The 19,570-nt window shown below is 60.5% G+C and carries 19 protein-coding genes; 14 read left to right on the top strand and 5 right to left on the bottom strand.

Annotation, left to right across the window (positions count from 1 at the left end; all coding sequences use genetic code 11):
• Positions 1 to 35: 35 nt before the first annotated feature.
• The 3 genes from cysJ to QOL81_RS14250 all read left to right on the top strand — a co-directional run bounded on the left by cysJ (position 36) and on the right by QOL81_RS14250 (position 4,349).
• Entirely contained in the window at positions 36 to 1,838 is a 1,803-nt protein-coding gene (cysJ, locus tag QOL81_RS14240; protein ID WP_060422522.1) for an NADPH-dependent assimilatory sulfite reductase flavoprotein subunit, read from the top strand.
• Entirely contained in the window at positions 1,838 to 3,553 is a 1,716-nt protein-coding gene (cysI, locus tag QOL81_RS14245) for an assimilatory sulfite reductase (NADPH) hemoprotein subunit (RefSeq protein WP_038871907.1), read from the top strand. The genes cysJ and cysI overlap by 1 nt, the downstream gene beginning before the upstream one ends.
• Before the next feature lie 61 nt (positions 3,554 to 3,614).
• Positions 3,615 to 4,349 (top strand): phosphoadenylyl-sulfate reductase, encoded by a 735-nt coding sequence (locus tag QOL81_RS14250; protein WP_283439893.1) that lies wholly within the window; start codon positions 3,615 to 3,617, stop codon positions 4,347 to 4,349.
• Positions 4,350 to 4,404: 55 nt separating this feature from the next.
• Here the strand turns inward: QOL81_RS14250 and QOL81_RS14255 are convergent, their stop codons facing one another.
• The gene (locus QOL81_RS14255) at positions 4,405 to 5,475 is read right to left on the bottom strand and encodes an aminopeptidase (protein ID WP_060422571.1); all 1,071 of its coding nucleotides are present in this window, start codon (positions 5,473 to 5,475) and stop codon (positions 4,405 to 4,407) included.
• Between the two features lie 261 nt (positions 5,476 to 5,736).
• Here QOL81_RS14255 and cysG point away from each other — a divergent pair, with 261 nt between their 5' ends.
• From cysG to QOL81_RS14280, 5 genes are all read left to right on the top strand, one after another.
• Positions 5,737 to 7,167, top strand: a complete 1,431-nt coding sequence (gene cysG, locus QOL81_RS14260) for a siroheme synthase CysG (RefSeq protein ID WP_070914987.1) — start codon at positions 5,737 to 5,739, stop codon at positions 7,165 to 7,167.
• 22 nt (positions 7,168 to 7,189) lie between these two features.
• Positions 7,190 to 8,098, top strand: coding sequence for a sulfate adenylyltransferase subunit CysD (gene cysD / locus QOL81_RS14265; RefSeq protein WP_004932620.1), 909 nt, complete (start codon positions 7,190 to 7,192; stop codon positions 8,096 to 8,098).
• Positions 8,099 to 8,109: 11 nt separating this feature from the next.
• A complete protein-coding gene (gene cysN / locus QOL81_RS14270) occupies positions 8,110 to 9,537 on the top strand; it encodes a sulfate adenylyltransferase subunit CysN (RefSeq protein WP_055316082.1) in 1,428 nt (475 codons plus the stop codon).
• Positions 9,476 to 10,165 carry an adenylyl-sulfate kinase gene (gene cysC, locus QOL81_RS14275; protein WP_080432955.1) on the top strand — a complete coding sequence of 230 codons (690 nt, stop codon included), beginning with the start codon at positions 9,476 to 9,478 and terminating at the stop codon, positions 10,163 to 10,165. The genes cysN and cysC overlap by 62 nt, the downstream gene beginning before the upstream one ends.
• A gap of 84 nt (positions 10,166 to 10,249) precedes the next feature.
• Positions 10,250 to 10,576: a DUF3561 family protein gene (locus QOL81_RS14280; protein WP_004932611.1), complete on the top strand. Its 327-nt coding sequence runs from the start codon at positions 10,250 to 10,252 to the stop codon at positions 10,574 to 10,576.
• Positions 10,577 to 10,628: 52 nt separating this feature from the next.
• Here the strand turns inward: QOL81_RS14280 and QOL81_RS14285 are convergent, their stop codons facing one another.
• The 3 genes from QOL81_RS14285 to QOL81_RS14295 all read right to left on the bottom strand — a co-directional run bounded on the left by QOL81_RS14285 (position 10,629) and on the right by QOL81_RS14295 (position 12,939).
• Complete coding sequence (locus QOL81_RS14285; RefSeq protein WP_038871895.1) at positions 10,629 to 11,351, bottom strand: amino acid ABC transporter ATP-binding protein; 723 nt, start codon at positions 11,349 to 11,351, stop codon at positions 10,629 to 10,631.
• Entirely contained in the window at positions 11,335 to 12,054 is a 720-nt protein-coding gene (locus QOL81_RS14290) for an amino acid ABC transporter permease (protein WP_042706788.1), read from the bottom strand. Before QOL81_RS14290 ends, QOL81_RS14285 begins: the two co-directional genes overlap by 17 nt.
• A gap of 114 nt (positions 12,055 to 12,168) precedes the next feature.
• Complete coding sequence (locus QOL81_RS14295; protein WP_039568898.1) at positions 12,169 to 12,939, bottom strand: basic amino acid ABC transporter substrate-binding protein; 771 nt, start codon at positions 12,937 to 12,939, stop codon at positions 12,169 to 12,171.
• Between the two features lie 403 nt (positions 12,940 to 13,342).
• Between QOL81_RS14295 and ftsB the strand changes: the two genes are divergently transcribed.
• The 4 genes from ftsB to truD are packed head-to-tail and all read left to right on the top strand — an operon-like array spanning position 13,343 to position 15,909.
• Entirely contained in the window at positions 13,343 to 13,663 is a 321-nt protein-coding gene (gene ftsB / locus QOL81_RS14300; RefSeq protein ID WP_016929043.1) for a cell division protein FtsB, read from the top strand.
• Positions 13,664 to 13,666: 3 nt separating this feature from the next.
• Positions 13,667 to 14,374 carry a 2-C-methyl-D-erythritol 4-phosphate cytidylyltransferase gene (ispD, locus tag QOL81_RS14305; RefSeq protein ID WP_060422529.1) on the top strand — a complete coding sequence of 236 codons (708 nt, stop codon included), beginning with the start codon at positions 13,667 to 13,669 and terminating at the stop codon, positions 14,372 to 14,374.
• Positions 14,375 to 14,384: 10 nt separating this feature from the next.
• Positions 14,385 to 14,858: a 2-C-methyl-D-erythritol 2,4-cyclodiphosphate synthase gene (gene ispF, locus QOL81_RS14310; protein ID WP_004932594.1), complete on the top strand. Its 474-nt coding sequence runs from the start codon at positions 14,385 to 14,387 to the stop codon at positions 14,856 to 14,858.
• A gap of 4 nt (positions 14,859 to 14,862) precedes the next feature.
• Complete coding sequence (truD, locus tag QOL81_RS14315) at positions 14,863 to 15,909, top strand: tRNA pseudouridine(13) synthase TruD (protein WP_060422533.1); 1,047 nt, start codon at positions 14,863 to 14,865, stop codon at positions 15,907 to 15,909.
• A 70-nt stretch (positions 15,910 to 15,979) separates the two neighbouring features.
• On the opposite strand, the gene QOL81_RS14320 is transcribed toward truD, so the two are convergent.
• Positions 15,980 to 17,713 carry a hypothetical protein gene (locus QOL81_RS14320; RefSeq protein WP_148045838.1) on the bottom strand — a complete coding sequence of 578 codons (1,734 nt, stop codon included), beginning with the start codon at positions 17,711 to 17,713 and terminating at the stop codon, positions 15,980 to 15,982.
• A gap of 418 nt (positions 17,714 to 18,131) precedes the next feature.
• Between QOL81_RS14320 and surE the strand changes: the two genes are divergently transcribed.
• Both surE and QOL81_RS14330 read left to right on the top strand, forming a co-directional pair.
• Positions 18,132 to 18,893: a 5'/3'-nucleotidase SurE gene (gene surE, locus QOL81_RS14325; RefSeq protein ID WP_169318053.1), complete on the top strand. Its 762-nt coding sequence runs from the start codon at positions 18,132 to 18,134 to the stop codon at positions 18,891 to 18,893.
• Positions 18,887 to 19,513: a protein-L-isoaspartate(D-aspartate) O-methyltransferase gene (locus QOL81_RS14330; RefSeq protein ID WP_047728898.1), complete on the top strand. Its 627-nt coding sequence runs from the start codon at positions 18,887 to 18,889 to the stop codon at positions 19,511 to 19,513. The genes surE and QOL81_RS14330 overlap by 7 nt, the downstream gene beginning before the upstream one ends.
• Positions 19,514 to 19,570 lie beyond the last annotated feature (57 nt).

Genomic DNA, 19,570 nt, shown 5'->3' on the forward strand with positions numbered 1-19,570 from the left:
AGGAAAGGCGCTAAGTATAGGAAATAAGTACAGCAATGACGACTCAGGCTCCTCCAACATCTTTGCTCCCGCTGACGCCCGAACAGCTGGCGCGCCTGCAGGCGACGATCGGCGACTATTCGCCGACGCAGCTGGCGTGGCTGTCCGGCTATTTTTGGGGCATGGTCAATCAACAGCCCGGAGCCGTGGCCATTGCGCCTGTCGCCCCTGCGGCTGCCGCCGGCATCACCATCATTTCCGCTTCGCAGACAGGCAATGCGCGCCGCCTGGCGGAGCAGCTGCGCGACGATCTGCTGGCCGCCAATCTGAGCGCCACGCTGATCAGCGCCGGCGACTACAAGTTCAAGCAGATAGCCCAAGAGCGCCTGCTGGTGATCGTCGCCTCGACGCAGGGGGAGGGCGAACCAGCGGAAGAAGCGGTGGCGCTGCATAAATTCCTGTTCTCGAAGAAGGCGCCGAAGCTGAATGATACCGCTTTTGCGGTGTTCGGGCTGGGCGACACCTCTTATGAGAATTTCTGCCAGTCAGGTAAAGATTTCGACGGCAAGCTGGCCGAGCTGGGCGCTGAGCGCCTGGTGGAGCGCGTGGACGCCGACGTGGAGTACCAGGAACTGGCCGCCGCCTGGCGCAAACAGGTGGTATCGGTGCTGAAGGCGCGCGCGCCGGCGGAAAGTGCCGCGCCGGGCGTGTTGGCCAGCGGCGCGGTCGATCTGATCGACAGCAGCCCGTACAGCAAGGAACAGCCGCTCACCGCCCAACTGGCGGTCAATCAGAAAATTACCGGCCGCGCGTCGGATAAAGACGTGCGCCATATCGAGATCGATCTGGGCGACTCCGGCCTGCGCTATCAGCCGGGCGATGCGCTCGGCGTATGGTTCGACAACGATCCGGCGCTGGTGGACGAACTGGTGCAGCTGTTGTGGCTGAAAGGCGACGAGCCGGTCGAGGTGGAAGGGCAAACCCTGCCGCTGGCGCAGGCGCTGCGCAGCCATTTCGAGCTGACGCAGAACACCACGCCGATCGTCGATAAATACGCCGCGCTGTCGCGCGACGAAACGTTGATCGGCCTGTTGGCGGATAAAGCCGCGCTGCAGCACTATGCGCACAACACGCCGATCGTTGACATGGTGCGTCAGGCGCCGGCGGACCTGAGCGCCGAACAGCTGGTCGGTCTGCTGCGCCCGCTGACGCCGCGCCTGTACTCCATCGCCTCTTCGCAGGCGGAGAACGAAAGCGAAGTGCACATCACCGTGGGCGTGGTGCGTTACGACATCGACGGGCGCGCCCGCAGCGGCGGCGCCTCCGGCTTCCTGGCGGATCGCCTGGAGGAGGACGGCGACGTGCGGGTGTTTATCGAACACAACGACAATTTCCGCTTGCCGGCCAATCCGGAAGCGCCGGTGATCATGATCGGCCCGGGCACCGGCATCGCGCCGTTCCGCGCCTTTATGCAGCAGCGCGACGCCGACGGCGCCGGCGGCAAGAACTGGCTGTTCTTCGGCAACCCGCACTTTACCGAAGATTTCCTGTATCAGGTCGAATGGCAGCGCTACGTGAAAGACGGCCTGCTGACCCGCATCGATCTGGCCTGGTCCCGCGACCAACAACATAAAATATACGTACAAGACAAACTGCGCGAACAGGGCGCGGAAGTGTGGCGCTGGATTCAGGAAGGCGCGCACATTTACGTCTGCGGCGATGCCAATCGCATGGCGAAAGACGTGGAAAACACATTACTGGAACTGGTGGCCGAGCACGGTGGCATGGATACCGAGCAGGCGGATGAATTTTTAAGTGAGCTGCGCCTTGAGCGCCGTTATCAGCGAGATGTTTACTGATGAGTGATAAACACCCCGGGCCTTTGGTAGTCGAAGGCAAACTGGCCGATGCGGAGCGCATGAAGAAGGAGAGCCACTTCCTGCGCGGCACCATCGCCGAAGATTTGAACGACGGCCTGACCGGCGGCTTCAACGGCGACAACTTCCTGCTGATCCGTTTTCACGGCATGTATCAGCAGGATGACCGCGATATTCGCGCCGAACGCGCTGAGCAGAAGCTGGAGCCGCGCCACGCCATGATGCTGCGCTGCCGCCTGCCGGGCGGCATCATCAGCCCGCAGCAGTGGCTGGGCATCGACAAGTTCGCGCAGGAGAGCACGCTGTACGGCAGCATTCGCATCACCAACCGCCAGACGTTCCAGTTTCACGGCATTCTGAAAGGCAACGTCAAACCGGTGCACCAGCTGCTGAACCGCCTGGGGCTGGACGCGCTGGCGACCGCCAACGACGTGAACCGCAACGTGCTGTGCACCTCCAACCCGGTGGAGTCCGAGCTGCATCAGGAAGCCTACGAGTGGGCGAAGAAGATCTCCGAACACCTGCTGCCGCGCACCCGCGCCTACGCCGAGGTGTGGCTGGATCAGGAGAAGGTGGCCACTACCGACGAAGAGCCGATTCTGGGGCCGACCTACCTGCCGCGTAAGTTCAAAACCACGGTGGTGATCCCGCCGCAGAACGACGTCGATCTGCACGCCAACGACATGAACTTCGTGGCGATCGCCGAAAACGGCAAGCTGGTAGGCTTCAACCTGCTGGTGGGCGGCGGGTTGTCCATCGAGCACGGCAACAAGAAAACCTACGCGCGCCAGGCCAGCGAGTTCGGCTACATTCCGCTCGAACATACGCTGGCGGTCGCGGAGGCCGTGGTGACCACGCAGCGCGACTGGGGCAACCGCACCGATCGCAAGAACGCCAAAACCAAATACACGCTGGAGCGTGTCGGGGTGGACGTTTTCCGCGCCGAAGTGGAAAAACGCGCCGGCATCACCTTCGCGCCGATCCGGCCGTATGAATTCACCGGCCGCGGCGATCGCATCGGTTGGGTGAAGGGCATCGACGATCAGTGGCACCTGACGCTGTTTATCGAGAACGGCCGCCTGCTGGACTATCCGGGGCGCCCGCTGAAGACCGGCATGGCGGAGATCGCCAAGATCCATAAAGGCGACTTCCGTCTGACGGCGAACCAAAACGTGATCATCGCCGGCGTGCCGGAAAGCGAGAAGGCAAAGATCGAAGCCCTGGCGCGCGATCATGGCCTGATCGACGACGAGATCAGCGAGCAACGCAAGAACTCGATGGCCTGCGTATCGTTCCCGACCTGCCCGTTGGCGATGGCGGAGGCCGAGCGCTTCCTGCCGCAGTTCGTCACCAAGGTGGAAGGGATCATGCATCGGCACGGGGTGGGCGACGAGCATATCGTGCTGCGCATCACCGGCTGCCCGAACGGCTGTGGCCGCGCGCTGCTTGCGGAGCTGGGGCTGGTGGGCAAGGCGGTCGGCCGCTATAACCTGCATTTGGGCGGCAACCGCGAAGGCACGCGCATTCCGCGCATGTACCGCGAGAACATCAACGAAGACGAGATCCTGAGCGAGATCGATCTGTTGGTGGGGCGCTGGGCGAAGGAGCGCAACGCCGGCGAAGGCTTCGGCGACTTCACCGTTCGCGCGGGCATCGTCAAACCAGTGCTGGACCCGGCGCGGGATTTCTGGGAGTGAGGCCGGGCGGCCCCTGGGCAGGGGGGCCGCACAGGTAATTTCAAGTAGCAGGAGAGACAACATGGCTGAATTCGATCTGGCGGCGCTGAATGCGTTGCCCAAATCCGGGCAGGCGCTGGCATTGGCGGTGGTCAACGGCCAACTGGAGACCCTCAGCGCCGAACAGCGCGTTGAATGGGCGCTGGAGCATCTGCCCGGCGAGTTCGTACTCTCGTCCAGTTTCGGCATTCAGGCGGCGGTGTGTCTGCACCTGGTGACGCGCATCCGGCCGGATATCCCGGTGATCCTGACCGACACCGGTTACCTGTTCCCGGAAACCTACCGCTTTATCGATCAACTGACCGACCAGCTGAAGCTGAATCTGCAGGTGTTCCGCGCCGAACAGTCTCCCGCCTGGCAAGAGGCGCGCTACGGCAAGCTGTGGGAACAGGGCGTGGAAGGGATTGAAAAGTACAACCAGATCAACAAGGTTGAGCCGATGAACCGCGCGCTGGAGACGCTGGGGGCACAGAGCTGGTTCGCCGGCCTGCGGCGCGGGCAGTCCGGCAGCCGCGCCAATCTGCCGGTGCTGGCGGTGCAGCGCGGGGTGTTCAAGATCTTGCCGATCATCGACTGGGACAACCGCAAGATTTACCAGTATCTGACCGAGCACGGGCTGAGCTATCACCCGCTGTGGGAGCAGGGCTACCTGTCGGTAGGCGATACCCACACCACCCAGAAGTGGGAGCCGGGCATGAGCGAGGAAGAGACGCGTTTCTTCGGACTGAAGCGCGAGTGCGGCCTGCACGAAGGCTAAACGAGGCGAATCACACGACAGGGCTCAGCAATGCTGGGCCCTGTTTTTTTGCGGGCTACTTTTTCTTCTGTGCTTTCGGCGGGTGCGCCTGCGCCAGCTCTTTGATCAGCGGCAGCAGGATCTGCACGCTGTCGCGGCTGCGTTTGTCGATCCGCCCCGGCAGGTAGCGATCCAGGTACTGCAGGTTGTCATACTGCGGGCGGTGCCAGGTGATGCCCTGCGGGAAGTGCGGGCTGACGGCGCGCTGCTGGTAGCCGTCCTTGTCGCCCAGCGACCAGTTGGTGGCCTCCACCGACAGCACCGGGATGCCTGCGGCGTCGAATACCTCTTGATCGGAGCAGCAGCCGGTGCCCTTCGGATGCTGTGCGCTGCCCGGATTGCTGGCGGCGGCGATGCCGTAGCGATGGGCGATATCCAGCGCGCGATCGCGGGAGCGTTTCGCCATCTGCGGGGGCGTGTTGCGCCCGGCGTTGAAGTACAGGCGATCGCCGGTGATCAGGCTGTCGAGGTTGATCACCAGCACGGTGTTGCTTTTCTCTTCCGCGCTCATGCGCTGCAGGTAGTTCTGTGCGCCCAGCGAGCCAAGCTCTTCGGCGCTGGTGGCGACGAAGCGCAGGCCGTAGGCAGTGGGGATGCTTTTCAGGCGCTCCGCCAGTTCCAGCATCACGCCGATGCCGGAGGCGTTGTCGTCGACGCCCTGCAGCGTCAGGCCGCCGAGGTTGTTATCCAGATCTTCGTCGCTCTGCGGCGTGTAGGTGTCGAAGTGGGCGACGATCACTATCTGTTTCGGGCTGTCGCCGTTGCGGGCGGCGATCACCGAGCTGGCGGTGACGTTGTTCCAGTTCTTCTTGCCGTCTTTGCTGGTGTAGAGGTAGCGCGTGTTGACGCTGCGAATGTCGCTTTGGTAACCCATCTTGGCGAACTGCTGCTTCAGGTAGTCGGCGGTGAGCAATTCGGCCGGGCTGCCCGCCATGCGGCCGGGGAAGTAAGTGGCGATGTGGCGGGTCTGTTCGGCGGCGAAACGGCCCATTGGCGCGTCTTTTGCGGGCTGTGCGGCACAAACGCTGAAGACGCCGCCGAGTGCGAGGGCCAGCAGGCTGGTCTTCAGGTAAAAACGGGAAAACATACCGAAAAATCCTTCTTTGCTATCGGCGCTGCCGATCATTTTTCTGCGGCACCCAGTATGAGACGCCGGGCGGCATTACACAATTTCCCCGTCTCTTAATTTTCGCGCGAATGCGCAAACCGCCGCCGCAGTTATCACCGTTTGCCTCTGGCGTTGCGGCCTATATTCCATAAAGGAACTAATCATTCCTTTTCGTCATTTCAGAGGCTAAATCTCAGCCCGTATAGTCACACTATCTTTCTGTTATATGAAAAGGCTGTTGTGGACTATCTACCAATATTCGCCGATCTGAAACAACGTCCGGTGCTGGTCGTTGGCGGCGGTGACGTGGCTGCGCGCAAAGTCGATCTGCTTCAGCGCGCCGGGGCTGAAATACGGATAGTTGCGCAGTCGCTCTCACCGGAACTGGAACAACAACGTCAGCGAGGGCAACTGCTCTGGCTGGGGAAAACCTTTGACCCGCCGCAGCTGGACGACGTGTTTCTGGCGATCGCCGCCACGGACGACAACGCGCTGAACGCCGCGGTGTTTGCCGAAGCGGATAAACGCCGGGTGTTAGCCAACGTGGTGGACGACCAGCCGCGCTGCTCGTTCATCTTCCCGTCGATCATCGATCGCTCGCCGCTGGTGGTGGCCGTATCGTCCAGCGGCCAGGCGCCGGTGCTGGCGCGGTTGCTGCGCGAAAAGCTGGAGGCGCTGCTGCCCGCCAGTTTGGGGCAGATGGCGCAGGTGGCGGGCCGCTGGCGCGGCCAGGTCAAACAGCGGCTGGCCTCGATCGGCGAGCGTCGCCGTTTCTGGGAGAAAACCTTCGGCGGCCGTTTCGCCACGCTGGTGGCCAACGGCCAGACGGCGCAGGCGGAGCGGCAGCTTGAGCAGGATTTGCAAAGCTTCGCCGCAGGCGATGAAGGCGCACAGGGTGAGATAGCCTTGGTGGGCGCCGGGCCGGGCGACGTGGGGCTGTTGACCCTGCGCGGGCTGCAGGTGATGCAGCAGGCGGACGTGGTGCTGTATGACCACCTGGTCAGCGGTGAGATCCTCGATCTGGTGCGCCGCGACGCCGAGCGCATCTGCGTGGGCAAGCGCGCCGGCGCGCACTCGGTGATCCAGGAAGAGACCAACCGGCTGTTGGTGGCGCTGGCGCAGCAGGGCAAACGCGTGGTGCGCCTCAAGGGCGGCGACCCGTTCATCTTTGGCCGGGGCGGCGAAGAGCTGCAGGTAGCCGCCGCCGCCGGCATTCCGTTCCAAGTGGTGCCGGGCGTCACGGCCGCTGCGGGGGCGACCGCCTACGCCGGCATTCCGCTGACGCACCGCGACCACGCGCAGAGCGTGACCTTTATCACCGGCCACTGCCGCCCCGACGGCGATGGCCTGGACTGGGCCGATCTGGCCCGGGCGCGGCAGACGCTGGCTATCTACATGGGCACCATGAAGGCGGCGGACATCAGCCAACGCCTGATCGCCCACGGCCGCGCTGCCGATACGCCGGTGGCGGTGATCAGCCGCGGCACGCGCGCCGATCAGCAGGTGCAGATCGGCGCGCTGTATCAACTGGAACATCTGGCCCAACGGGCGCCGCTGCCGGCGCTGCTGGTGATTGGCGAAGTGGTGGAACTGCACCATCAAATCGCCTGGTTCGGGCATCAATCGCAGACGGAAGGGGCCGCGCGCCCGGCCGTCGTGAATTTGGCATAGGCAAGGCTTTTAAGGACCTGTTATGGACGAAAAACGACTCACTCATTTGCGGCAATTGGAGGCGGAGAGTATCCATATCATCCGTGAAGTCGCCGCTGAATTCGCCAACCCGGTGATGCTGTATTCCATCGGCAAAGACTCTTCCGTGATGCTGCATTTGGCGCGCAAGGCGTTCTTCCCCGGCACGCTGCCGTTCCCGCTGCTGCACGTCGATACCGGCTGGAAGTTCCGCGAAATGTACGAGTTCCGCGATCGCACCGCGAAAGAGTACGGCTTCGAGCTGCTGGTGCATAAAAATCCGGAAGGGGTGGCGATGGGCATCAACCCGTTCGTGCACGGCAGCGCCAAGCATACCGACATCATGAAGACCGAGGGCCTGAAGCAGGCGTTGAACAAGTACGGTTTCGACGCCGCCTTCGGCGGTGCGCGGCGCGACGAGGAGAAATCGCGCGCCAAAGAGCGCATCTATTCGTTCCGCGATCGCTTCCACCGCTGGGATCCGAAAAACCAGCGGCCGGAGCTGTGGCACAACTACAACGGCCAGATCAACAAAGGGGAGAGCATCCGCGTCTTCCCGCTGTCGAACTGGACCGAGCTGGACATCTGGCAGTACATCTTCCTGGAAAAGATCGACATCGTGCCGCTGTACCTGGCGAAACCGCGCCCGGTGGTGGAACGCGACGGCATGCTGATGATGGTGGACGACGATCGCATCGATCTGCAGCCGGGCGAAGTGATCAGCCAGCGCATGGTGCGTTTCCGCACCCTGGGGTGTTGGCCGCTGACCGGCGCAGTGGATTCGCAGGCGCAAACCCTGCCGGAGATCATCGAAGAGATGCTGGTCTCCACCACCAGTGAACGCCAGGGGCGGATGATCGACCGCGATCAGTCCGGCTCGATGGAGCTGAAAAAGCGTCAAGGGTATTTCTAAGGAGCCGCCGGATGAACAACGCAATTGCACAACAAATCGCTGACCAGGGCGGCGTCGAATCCTACCTGCACGCGCAGCAACACAAGAGCCTGCTGCGCTTTCTGACCTGCGGCAGCGTCGACGACGGCAAAAGCACCCTGATAGGTCGCCTGCTGCACGATACCCGCCAGATCTACGAGGATCAGCTGTCGACGCTGCACAGCGACAGCAAACGCATCGGCACCCAGGGCGAGAAGCTCGATCTGGCGCTGTTGGTGGACGGCCTGCAGGCCGAGCGCGAGCAGGGCATCACCATCGACGTGGCCTATCGCTATTTCTCGACCGAAAAACGCAAATTTATCATCGCCGATACCCCAGGGCATGAGCAGTACACCCGCAACATGGCCACCGGCGCCTCCACCTGCGATCTGGCGATCCTGTTGATCGACGCGCGCAAAGGGGTACTGGACCAGACTCGTCGCCACAGTTTTATCGCAACCCTGCTGGGCATTCGCCATCTGGTGGTGGCGGTGAACAAAATGGATCTGGTGGACTACCAGGAAACGGTGTTCGAGCAGTTCAAACAGGATTACCTGACCTTTGCCCAGCAGCTGCCAGGCGATCTGGACATCAAATTCGTGCCGCTGTCGGCGCTGGACGGCGACAACGTGGCGAGCGAAAGCGCCCATATGCCGTGGTACAGCGGCCCGACGCTGCTGGAAGTGCTGGAGAGCGTTGACGTGGTCAGCGAGCGAGAAAACCAGCCGCTGCGCTTCCCGGTGCAGTACGTCAACCGCCCAAACCTCGATTTTCGCGGCTATGCCGGCACGCTGTCCGCCGGCGTGGTGCGGGTGGGGCAACGGGTCAAAGTGCTGCCTTCCGGCGTGGAGTCCAGCGTGGCGCGCATCGTGACCTTCGACGGCGATCTGCAAGAGGCGGTGCCGGGCGAGGCGATTACGCTGGTGCTGAAGGATGAGGTGGACATCAGCCGCGGCGATCTGCTGGTCGACGCCGGCGAAAGCCTGCAGGCGGCGCAGAGCGCGCTGGTGGACGTGGTATGGATGGCCGAGCAGCCGCTGGTGCCGGGCCAGAGCTACGACATCAAGATCGCCGGTAAAAAGACCCGCGCCCGCGTGGAGAGTATCCGCCATCAGGTGGAGATCAATACGCTGGCGCAGCACCCGGCAGACACGTTGCCGCTTAACGGCATCGGTCTGGTGGAGCTGACCTTCGACGAGCCGCTGGTGCTGGACAGCTATCAGAGCAATCACGACACCGGCGGGCTGATCTTCATCGATCGCATGAGCAACGTCACGGTAGGCGCCGGTCTGGTGCGCGAAACGCTGCAGGCCACCCCGGCGGCGCACGGCGAGTTCAGCGCCTTCGAGCTGGAGCTGAATGCGCTGGTGCGTAAGCACTTCCCGCACTGGGGCGCACGTGATCTGCTCGGTGGTCGATAAGGTGGCCGCTGAACTGAGGGCGACCGGGCCGGACGATGAGAACGTGGTTTGGCATCCGCACGCCGTGACGCGCGCGGATCGCGAAGCGCGCAACGGCCATCGCGGCGTGGTGCTGTGGTTTACCGGGCTGTCCGGCTCGGGCAAATCCACCGTCGCCGGCGCGCTGGAGCAGGCGCTGCACGGGCTCGGCGTCAGCACCTATCTGCTGGACGGCGATAACGTGCGCCACGGCCTGTGCCGCGATCTCGGCTTCTCTGACGAGGATCGGCGCGAGAACATCCGCCGGGTGGGGGAAGTGGCCAAACTGATGGTGGATGCCGGGCTGGTGGTGCTGACCGCGTTCATTTCGCCGCACCGCGCCGAGCGGCAGATGGTGCGCGAAATGCTCGGCGCCGATCGCTTTATCGAAGTGTTCGTCGACACGCCGTTGGCGATCTGCGAGGCGCGCGATCCGAAGGGATTGTATAGAAAAGCGCGCGCCGGCGAACTGCGCAATTTCACCGGTATCGACGCGGTTTACGAGGCGCCGCAGCAGCCGGAAATCCACCTTGATGGCCAACAATTGGTAACAAATTTGATTGCGCAATTGTTAGACGTGTTGCGTGGTCAGGCTATTATCAAACCCTGAATTCAAAAAAAGCGTGTGGCGTTTTTCGCCATGCGCTTTTTACTCTAAGCCGCCGCAGAGCGAGCCGAATAACCAGGGATCACTATGCAAAATGTCACGCCTATCTTGATCGACTCCAAGCAGTCAAAACAGGAGAGAGAGGAGCCTTCTTATTCTTTCCTGGGCGGCGTCAGCGGCTTTGTTTTCTACTGGCTGGCGTTCGCGTTGCCGTTCCTGGTTTACGGTTCCAACACGCTGTTTTTCCTGCTCTATACCTGGCCGTTCTTCCTGGCGCTGATGCCGCTGTCGGTGCTGATCGGCATCACCCTCAGCATGCTGTTGCGCGGCCGTCTGATCCTGACGCTGCTGCTGACCGGCGCCATCGTGCTGTGCCTGTTCTGGCTGGTGTTTAGCTTCTTGACCGGGTGGTGAGAGAGCGGGCGCCGATGCCGGCGCCCGAAGGATTGCAAAGCGGTGCCGAAGGTTACAAAACTTTGCTCAGAAACGCCTGTGTGCGCGGATTAGCCGGATGGCTGAAGATCTGCTGCGGCGCGCCTTCCTCCTGAATGATCCCCTGATCGATAAACAGCACTCGATCGGCCACCTCGCGGGCAAAGCCCATCTCATGCGTGACCACCACCATGGTCATGCCCTCGTGTGCCAGCGATTTCATCACCGCCAACACTTCGCCCACCAGCTCCGGATCGAGCGCGGAGGTGGGTTCGTCAAACAGCATGATCTTCGGCTCCATCGCCAGCGCGCGGGCGATCGCTACCCGCTGCTGCTGGCCGCCGGAGAGGCTGTTGGGGTAGGCGTCTATCTTGTCGAGCAGCCCGACCTTGTGCAGCAGCTGCTCGGCTTGCGCGATGGCTTCGGCGCGCGGCCGTTTCTTCACGCTCACCGGTGCCATGATGATGTTTTCCAACACCGTCATGTGCGGGAACAGGTTGAAGCGCTGGAACACCATACCCACGCTTTCACGCATCTTGTTCAGGTCGGTTTTTTGATCGTGGACGGCGAAGCCGTTGACCTCGATCTCGCCGCCGGAGAGCGTTTCCAGCGCGTTGATGCAGCGCAGGAAGGTGCTCTTCCCGGAGCCGGAAGGGCCGATGACGCACACCACTTCGTTGGCGGCGATCCGGCAGGAAATGCCGCGCAGCACGTGGCTCTCGCCGAACTGTTTTTGCAGGTTATGTACGCGAATCACTTTTACCGAACCTCTTTTCCATGTGTTGCACCAGCAGCGAGAGCAGGAAGGTGATGACCCAATAGACCAGCGAAATGGTCAGGTAGGGCTCCCAATAGGTGGCGTAGGCGCCGGAGACGGTGCGGGCGGCATAGGCCAGATCCGCCAGGCCGATGGCGGAGGCCAGCGACGAATCCTTGACGATGGCGATGGCGTTGTTGCCCAGCGGCGGCAGCATGCGGCGGAAGGCCTGCGGCAGGATCACCTGGCGCATGGTCTTGCCGTAGCTCATGCCCAGCGAGCGCGAGGCCTCCATCTGGCCGCGGTCAATCGACTGGATCCCGGCGCGGAAGATCTCCGACACATAGGCGCCGGCGTTGAGCGTGATCGCCACTACGCAGGAGAGAAAGGCACCGTAGTCGGCGCGCAGCGCGCGGGCAAAATCGACGCTCATCAGGCCGCTGGTGACCAGCAGGCCGTCGCGCGGGTTGATGAACAGCGGCACCAGCGCGAAGTGTACCACCATGATCTGCACGAACAGCGGCGTGCCGCGAAAGGCGCTGATGTAAATGCGCACCGGCCACTGAACGCCGTAATGCAGGATGGGTTTCCAGATGCCGTGCGGCGCCTGCGCCAAACGGCCCAGACCGAGGATCAATCCCCAGGTGGTGCCCAGCAGCACGCAGATGATGGTGCATTTGATGGTCATCCAGGCACCTTCCATAAACAGCGGCGCGTATTCCTGGATGATCTCCCAGCGGAAGTTCAAAAGGTATTCCTTCTTGGTAGGCTGAAACGGTGGTGCGCCGACGGCCTGGTGGGCGCCGGCGACAGGGCATTATTCCGCCGGCAGCGTCGGTACGTTGCTGTCGAACCAGGTTTGGTAAATCTTGGCGTAGGTGCCGTCGGCGACGATTTTCTTCAGGCCGGCGTTGATCTTGTTGCGCAGTTCGTCGTTGCCTTTGGCGACGGCGATGCCGAAATACTGGCGCTCGAACTTGGCGTCGGGCACCAGCTTGAAGGCTTTCTCAGGGTGGGTTTTGATATAGAACTTGGCCACGCCGACGTCGCCGACCGCCGCGCCGATGCCGTCTTCATACAGCTCCTGCAGCATCAGCGGGGTATTGTCGAAGCGCTTGATGGCGGTGCTGTTTTTGCCCAGCACGTCGGACACCACGATGTCGCCGGTGCTGGAGTTCACCACGCCGACCTTCAGCGCTTTCAGCGCGGCGATGGAGTCTACCGTCGAGTCCTGCGGCACCACGATAGCCTGCTCGGCCGGGAAGTAAGGCGCCGAGAAATCAACCATTTGTTTGCGCTTGTCGGTGATGGTGATGCCGGAAATGATGATGTCGCGATCGCCGGAATTCAACGTGGCGAAGATCCCTTCCCACGGCGTATTGATCAGTTTGATCTGGAAGCCTTCGGCCTTGGCCACCGCTTTGATGATGTCGATGTCGAAACCTTCCAGCTGTTTTTGGCTGTTTTCAAATTCGAACGGCCGATAGGTGCCGCCGGAACCGACGACGTAGGTAGGTTCAGCCGCCAACGCGGCGGTGGAGAAGGTGGCGGCCAGGCAGGCGCCGATCAGAACTAAACGTTTTAACATCGCGATCCCCGATAATGAAAGGTTATATATTGGAATTATTTATGCACTAGTAGTGCATAAAAATAAGCTTCAATGAATGAAAGTACAACCCCTGCATAAGGATTATTCTTTCTATGGTGGTAAATATTCACTTTTTGCATTGTGGCGGAGTAAGCGATGGGGCAGAAAGCGGCGGTGCAGTGGTTCTTGCTGCATAATGGGTGAAGGGCAGTGTGTGCCTCATTGGAAAACGCGTCGTGCGCATCCGGTGTAAGGGGCTTTTTTTGCCGCTTTCGCCGCGGAATTGGGCGATAAACTCGGGAACCCTTCATCCGTATTCTGAATTTGGCGTTGAAATGCCGCTCTCAGTGTGGAGTCCAACGAAAAGTTGTGGGATGATTGGTCGGTTTTTCAGGGGGCGGAGATGGGAAAACTTACGCTGCTATTGCTGGCATTGCTCGGTTGGTTACAGTATTCACTGTGGCTGGGCAAAAATGGTATTCACGATTACGTGCGAGTCAATGAAGACGTTGCGGTCCAACAGGGCAACAACGCCAAGTTGAAAGCGCGTAACGATCAGCTGTTTGCCGAAATCGATGATTTGAACGGCGGTCAGGAAGCGATCGAAGAGCGAGCGCGTAATGAGCTGGGCATGATCAAGCCCGGTGAGACTTTCTATCGTCTGGTTCCTGACCAATCCAGACGCAACGCGGCGTCTTCCTCGCAAAATAACGCACAAAAATAACGCATGAATCACTCCGCAGGCACCTTTCCCTCGGTGATTGCCGTCCTGCCCGCTGCCGGTATCGGCAGCCGCATGCAGGCGGAATGCCCGAAGCAATATTTAACCATCGGCCGGCACAGCATCGTCGAGCACGCCATCCATGCCCTGTTGCGTCATCCACGCATCGAGCGGGTGATCGTGGCGATCGGTCCGGAAGATCGCCAGTTCGAACAGTTGCCGATCGCCCAGGATCCGCGGGTGATCGTCACCGAGGGCGGCAGGCAGCGCGCCGATTCGGTGATGGCCGGGCTGAAGCTGGCGGGCGATGCGGACTGGGTACTGGTGCACGACGCTGCACGTCCCTGCCTGCACGCCGACGATCTCGAGCGCCTGCTGGCGATCACCGCACACAGCAAGGTCGGCGGCATTCTCGCCGCCCCGGTGCGCGACACCATGAAACGCGCCGAACCCGGCCGCGAAACCATCGCCCACACCGTCGAACGCCAGGATCTGTGGCACGCGCTGACGCCGCAGCTGTTTCCGCTGCCGCTGCTCAAGCAGTGCCTGCAGCGCGCGCTGGATGAAGGTGCGAACGTCACCGACGAAGCCTCGGCGCTGGAGCATTGCGGTTATCATCCGCAGCTGATCGCCGGCCGGGCGGACAACATTAAAGTAACGCGGCCGGAGGATTTGGCGCTGGCGGCGTTCTATTTGACTCAGTTGGACAATTAAGGAGCGCATCATGCGTATCGGTCACGGTTTTGACGTACATAAATTCGGCGGCGAAGGCCCGCTGGTGATCGGTGGCGTTCGCATCCCTTACGACAAAGGTTTGCTGGCCCACTCCGACGGCGACGTCGCGCTGCATGCCGCGACCGACGCCCTGCTGGGCGCGGCGGCGCTGGGCGATATCGGCAAGCTGTTCCCCGATACCGATCCGGCGTTCAAAGGCGCCGACAGCCGCGAACTGCTGCGCGAAGCCTGGAAACGCATCCGCGCCAAAGGGTACCGCCTCGGCAACCTCGATATCACCATCATCGCTCAGGCGCCGAAAATGGCGCCGCACATCCCGCAGATGCGCGTCTTCCTGGCGGAAGATCTGCAGTGCCATATGGATGACGTCAACGTGAAGGCCACCACCACCGAGCAGCTCGGTTTCACCGGGCGCGGCGAGGGCATCGCCTGCGAAGCGGTCGCCTTGCTGATCAAGGAATAACCGCATGAATATGGCGAATCTGACCTGGCTGCATGGCCGGCCGCAGAGCACCGGGGTGTTGAAAGCCAATCCGGAAGATTTCGTGGTGGTGGAAGACCTGGGCTTTGCGCCGGACGGTGAAGGCGAGCACGTACTGGTGAACATCCGTAAAAACGGCTGCAATACCCAGTTCGTGGCCGATTATCTGGCGCGCTTCGCCGGTATTCACGCCCGTTCCGTCAGCTATGCCGGCTTGAAGGATCGCCACGCGGTGACCGAGCAGTGGTTCTGCCTGCATATGCCGGGTAAGGACACGCCGGATTTCTCCCGGTTTACGCTGGAAGGCTGCGAGGTGCTCTCGTACGCCCGCCATCTGCGTAAAATGCGCATTGGCAACCTGAAGGGCAACCACTTTACGTTGGTGCTGCGCCAGATTTCCGACCGGCAGGACGTGGAACGCCGCCTGCAGGCCATCGCCGCGCAGGGCGTGCCGAATTACTTCGGCAGCCAGCGTTTCGGCCGCGGCGGCAACAACCTGGTGATGGCGCGCCGCTGGGCGAATGACGAAATTCGCGTCAAAGAGCGCAGCAAGCGTAGTTTCTACCTGTCCGCCAGCCGCAGCGCGCTGTTTAATCAGGTCGCGAGCAGGCGCCTGGCCGACGGCCTGCAGCGCACCGTGCTGGAAGGTGACGCCCTGCAGCTGAGCGGCCGCGGCAGCTGGTTTGTCGCCAAAGCTGATGAACTGGAGACGCTGCAACAGCGCTTGGATGCCGGCGAGCTGGTTGTCACCGCGACGTTGCCGGGCGACGGCGAGCCGGGTACTGCCGGCGATGCGTTGGCATTTGAACAACAATGCTTGGCGGAGCAGCCGGAATTGCTTACGCTTTTAAAGCGCGAGCGTGTCGAACCCGCTCGTCGGGCCCTGCTGCTGCAGCCGCAAAATATGCTGTGGAACTGGTGGGATGACGTTACCGTGGAACTGCGCTTCTGGCTGCCGGCAGGCAGCTTCGCCACCAGCGTAGTTCGCGAGATCATGCAGCAGGATGACAGTGATGCGGATATCAGCGAGTAACGGAGAATAGCCGTTCGGGTTTTGACGGAGCCCGAAAAGCCCCGGCCAATCAGGCTGGGGCTTTTGCGTTTTATGCCAGCGCTTCCAACTGCGGTGGCGTCACGCCGCTCAGCTCGATAGACGGCGAGTTGTAGTGCATGTCCGCCACCGTTTGTTGCAGATCGCGGTTACCTAACGAGAAGACGATATCCTGGCTGTCAAAGCCGTGGTTGCCATTACTGTCGATGATGATATACAGCGCATTGCCCAACTTTATGGCACCGACTTCTGCCAGCGCATGTTCGCTGGCGCCACCGGTGGCTGTACTGAGCGCTGCGCTGAACAGGGATTGCGCATCTGCAGCGCCACCCAATGTGGAGAACAAGGCATTCAAATTGCTCGTATTGCCGTAGTCGCCATAGGAAACCAGTGATTTGCCGCCGGCCGCTGAGAACGTCCATTGTTGTGTGGTGTCGCCTGCATTGATCCGGTCGTTGGCCGCATGATAGTCGGTGATCTTGACCTGGCTGGAAATGGAGCTGTGCGCGAAGTTGATCGTGTCGCCGTGGAAACCCGAACCGTGTCCGGTGATGGTTGTGTTGCCGATGACGCTGAAGCTGTCGTCTTGCGAAGCGCCTTCTACCTCCAATTGCTTGCCGGCCAGCGTGTTGATGATGGCGCTGAACTGCCCGCTATTTTGCAGGCTACCCAGCGTATTATAAAAGTCGCCGCCGCCGGTGCCGCCGATCTCGCTGTGAATGTCCACGCTGATAGGCGCGAGATTGCCGTTCGGGTTGCTCAGTTCGCCCACGGCGATGCGGGCCAGCGAATCGGTAAAGCCCGCTTTGACATTGAGCTTCAGCACATAATTATTCGCACCGCCCAGGGCGAATCCGTTGAGGCTGATATCCGTGATGTGATTGCTTCCACCGGATAACGTTAATTCAGAATGGGTAAAGTTTGCGGTGATATTTAATATTTCCTTTGCCGGGGTGTTCGTGTAATGGCTGGTGACGGCGAAGGTGCCACCGTTGATTTTCTGGTTGCTATAGGCGGGGGGCGTATCGGTATAAGGGTTAAACTCTTTACCAATATCAATATTTAAATCTGTCGTGACATTTTTTCCCTGAACTTTCGCCAGCTCGACATGTAACTTACTGGCGGCCGTTGCGTCATCAAATATACGAATGGTTGTGGGAATATATTGCCCGGCCGAGTAAGAGGCGTTAGCATTAATTAAATGGACGTTGTCTGCAAATCCGCTAAGGGAAAAAGCGAGTGGCGCGCTGGGGAAGTAGGGAGATTGCGCGATGTTGCTGACATCAGCATAAGCGGTGTTGTTGATGATGGCGTTGCCGAAGATAATGCCGGCGTCAAAGGTGTGGGCGCCCTCGGTCGCTACGGTTTGTCCGTCAAGATGTATGCTGCCGGTGCCGACATAGCCTGCGAGATCGATGTAGCTGAATTGGTCGAAGTTGCCAATGTTACTGTTGATGATTGCGGATTTCGTGCCATTGGCGGCGGTCGCGATCAGGATATCTTTGGTGATGAAGTTGGCGGATAGAATCGTCGTGTTATTTGTGCCGAACTCAGCGCTGCCATTGGCGCGGAAATTGGCGCTGATAATGTTTGGTCCGCCGTTGGTCGAATTACCGGCCCAGCTCAGCATATTAAAACCGCTGCCTATCTTTATATGAGCTTTGGAAATGGTTAAGTCTGATGTTGGAGAGATAATTACATTGGTGTTGTTGATGTTGGTGAACGAAAGGTTTTCTGTTTCCGGTGTCAGTTCAACCGGATAATCCGTCATTGATAAGGTGGTCATAATGGCTTTTTCCTCAGTGAAGAATGGGCTTGAGTAATTAAATTTCAAGCCAATAAAATATAGATGGCAAACAGCAAACTAGCTAAGAAAGTTCTTTGGGTTTTGTTTTGTTTGGTTATTATTTAAATTTTATTTATTCTTTATGGACTGTATTGGGCGCGACAGGGTTCCCTCATGTTGTGCAGGTGTTGGCGAATGTAGACGCGTTTTATCGCCGCAGTGCTACAGACGCCGTTTCTGCAACGAGTTCGGATGCCGTCGGCATGAGTTCGACGCGCTAGTAACACAAGCAAGTTCGGTTATAATTCGGGGCAAAGTGAACCAGGGTGATCCAATGAATCCGCAACCGGACAATAACCGGATAACAAGAGTGCGGTTTTAAGTTTGCTTGTTATGACAACTAGGGGTTGAGTCTACAATGCGGATATTGTTGAGTAACGATGACGGCGTCAGCGCTCCGGGCATTCAGGTGCTGGCGGCGGCGCTGCGGGAATTCGCCGAGGTGCAGGTCGTGGCGCCGGATCGTAACCGCAGCGGCTCTTCCAATGCGCTGACGCTGGAATCGCCGCTGCGCACGCAGACGCTGGCCAACGGCGATATTGCGGTGCTGCAGGGGACGCCGACCGACTGTGTCTATCTTGGTGTCAACGCACTGATGTACCCGGCACCGGATATCGTGGTCTCTGGCATCAACGCCGGGCCGAATTTGGGCGACGATGTCATCTATTCCGGCACCGTCGCAGCGGCGATGGAGGGCCGGCATTTGGGGCTGCCCGCATTGGCGGTGTCGTTGAACGGCCACCAGCACTATGCGACTGCCGCTGCCATTACTTGCCGTATCCTGCGCGCGTTGCAGCGTGAGCCGTTGCGTACCGGAAAAATCCTGAATATCAACGTACCGGATCTGCCCCTGGCGGAGATTAGAGGCCTGCGCGTTACCCGCTGCGGCAGCCGCCATCCCGCCGACAAGGTGTTCTGCCAGCAGGATCCGCGCGGACAAAATCTCTACTGGATCGGGCCGCCTGGTGATAAATTTGATGTCGGGCCGGATACCGACTTTGCGGCGGTGGAACAAGGCTATGTGGCGATCACGCCGCTGCAGGTGGATTTGACCGCCTACGCGGCGCAGGAAGTCGTGAAAACATGGTTAACCAAGGCAGAGGTTAGCGGGGAATGGTGAACAAGCGTATGCAAACATTGCTGACGCAGCTGCGGCAGCAGGGGATCCGGGACGAAAAGCTGCTACGGGCGATCGAAGCGGTGCCGCGCGAGCGTTTTGTCGACGAAGCGCTGGATCATAAGGCCTACGAAAACACCGCGCTGCCGATCGGCTCCGGCCAGACCATTTCCCAGCCTTATATGGTGGCGCGGATGACCGAGCTGCTGAATTTGAAGCCCACTTCACGGGTGCTGGAGATCGGCACCGGTTCCGGTTATCAGACCGCTATCCTGGCACATCTGGTGCAACACGTTTGTTCCGTCGAGCGCATCAAGGGGCTGCAGTGGCAGGCCAAGCGCCGCCTGAAGCAGCTCGATCTTCATAATGTATCCACCCGCCACGGCGACGGCTGGCAGGGCTGGGCATCGCGCGGTCCGTTCGATGCGATCATCGTCACCGCCGCGCCGCCGGAGATCCCGCAGGCGCTGGTGGAACAATTGGACGACGGCGGCATTTTGGTGCTGCCGGTGGGCGAGCAGGCCCAAACCCTCAAACGCATTCAACGCCATGGCAACGAGTTCGTTGTCGATGCGGTGGAAGCGGTGCGCTTTGTCCCGCTGGTGAAAGGCGAATTGGCCTAGCGATTGTCTGATTTTTCGACCGTCTGCAAAATCTGTTGCACTTTCATCACGTCCGGA

It is taken from the genome of Serratia sp. CC22-02 (assembly GCF_900182895.1).
GTDB classification, from domain to species: Bacteria; Pseudomonadota; Gammaproteobacteria; order Enterobacterales; family Enterobacteriaceae; genus Serratia; species Serratia nevei.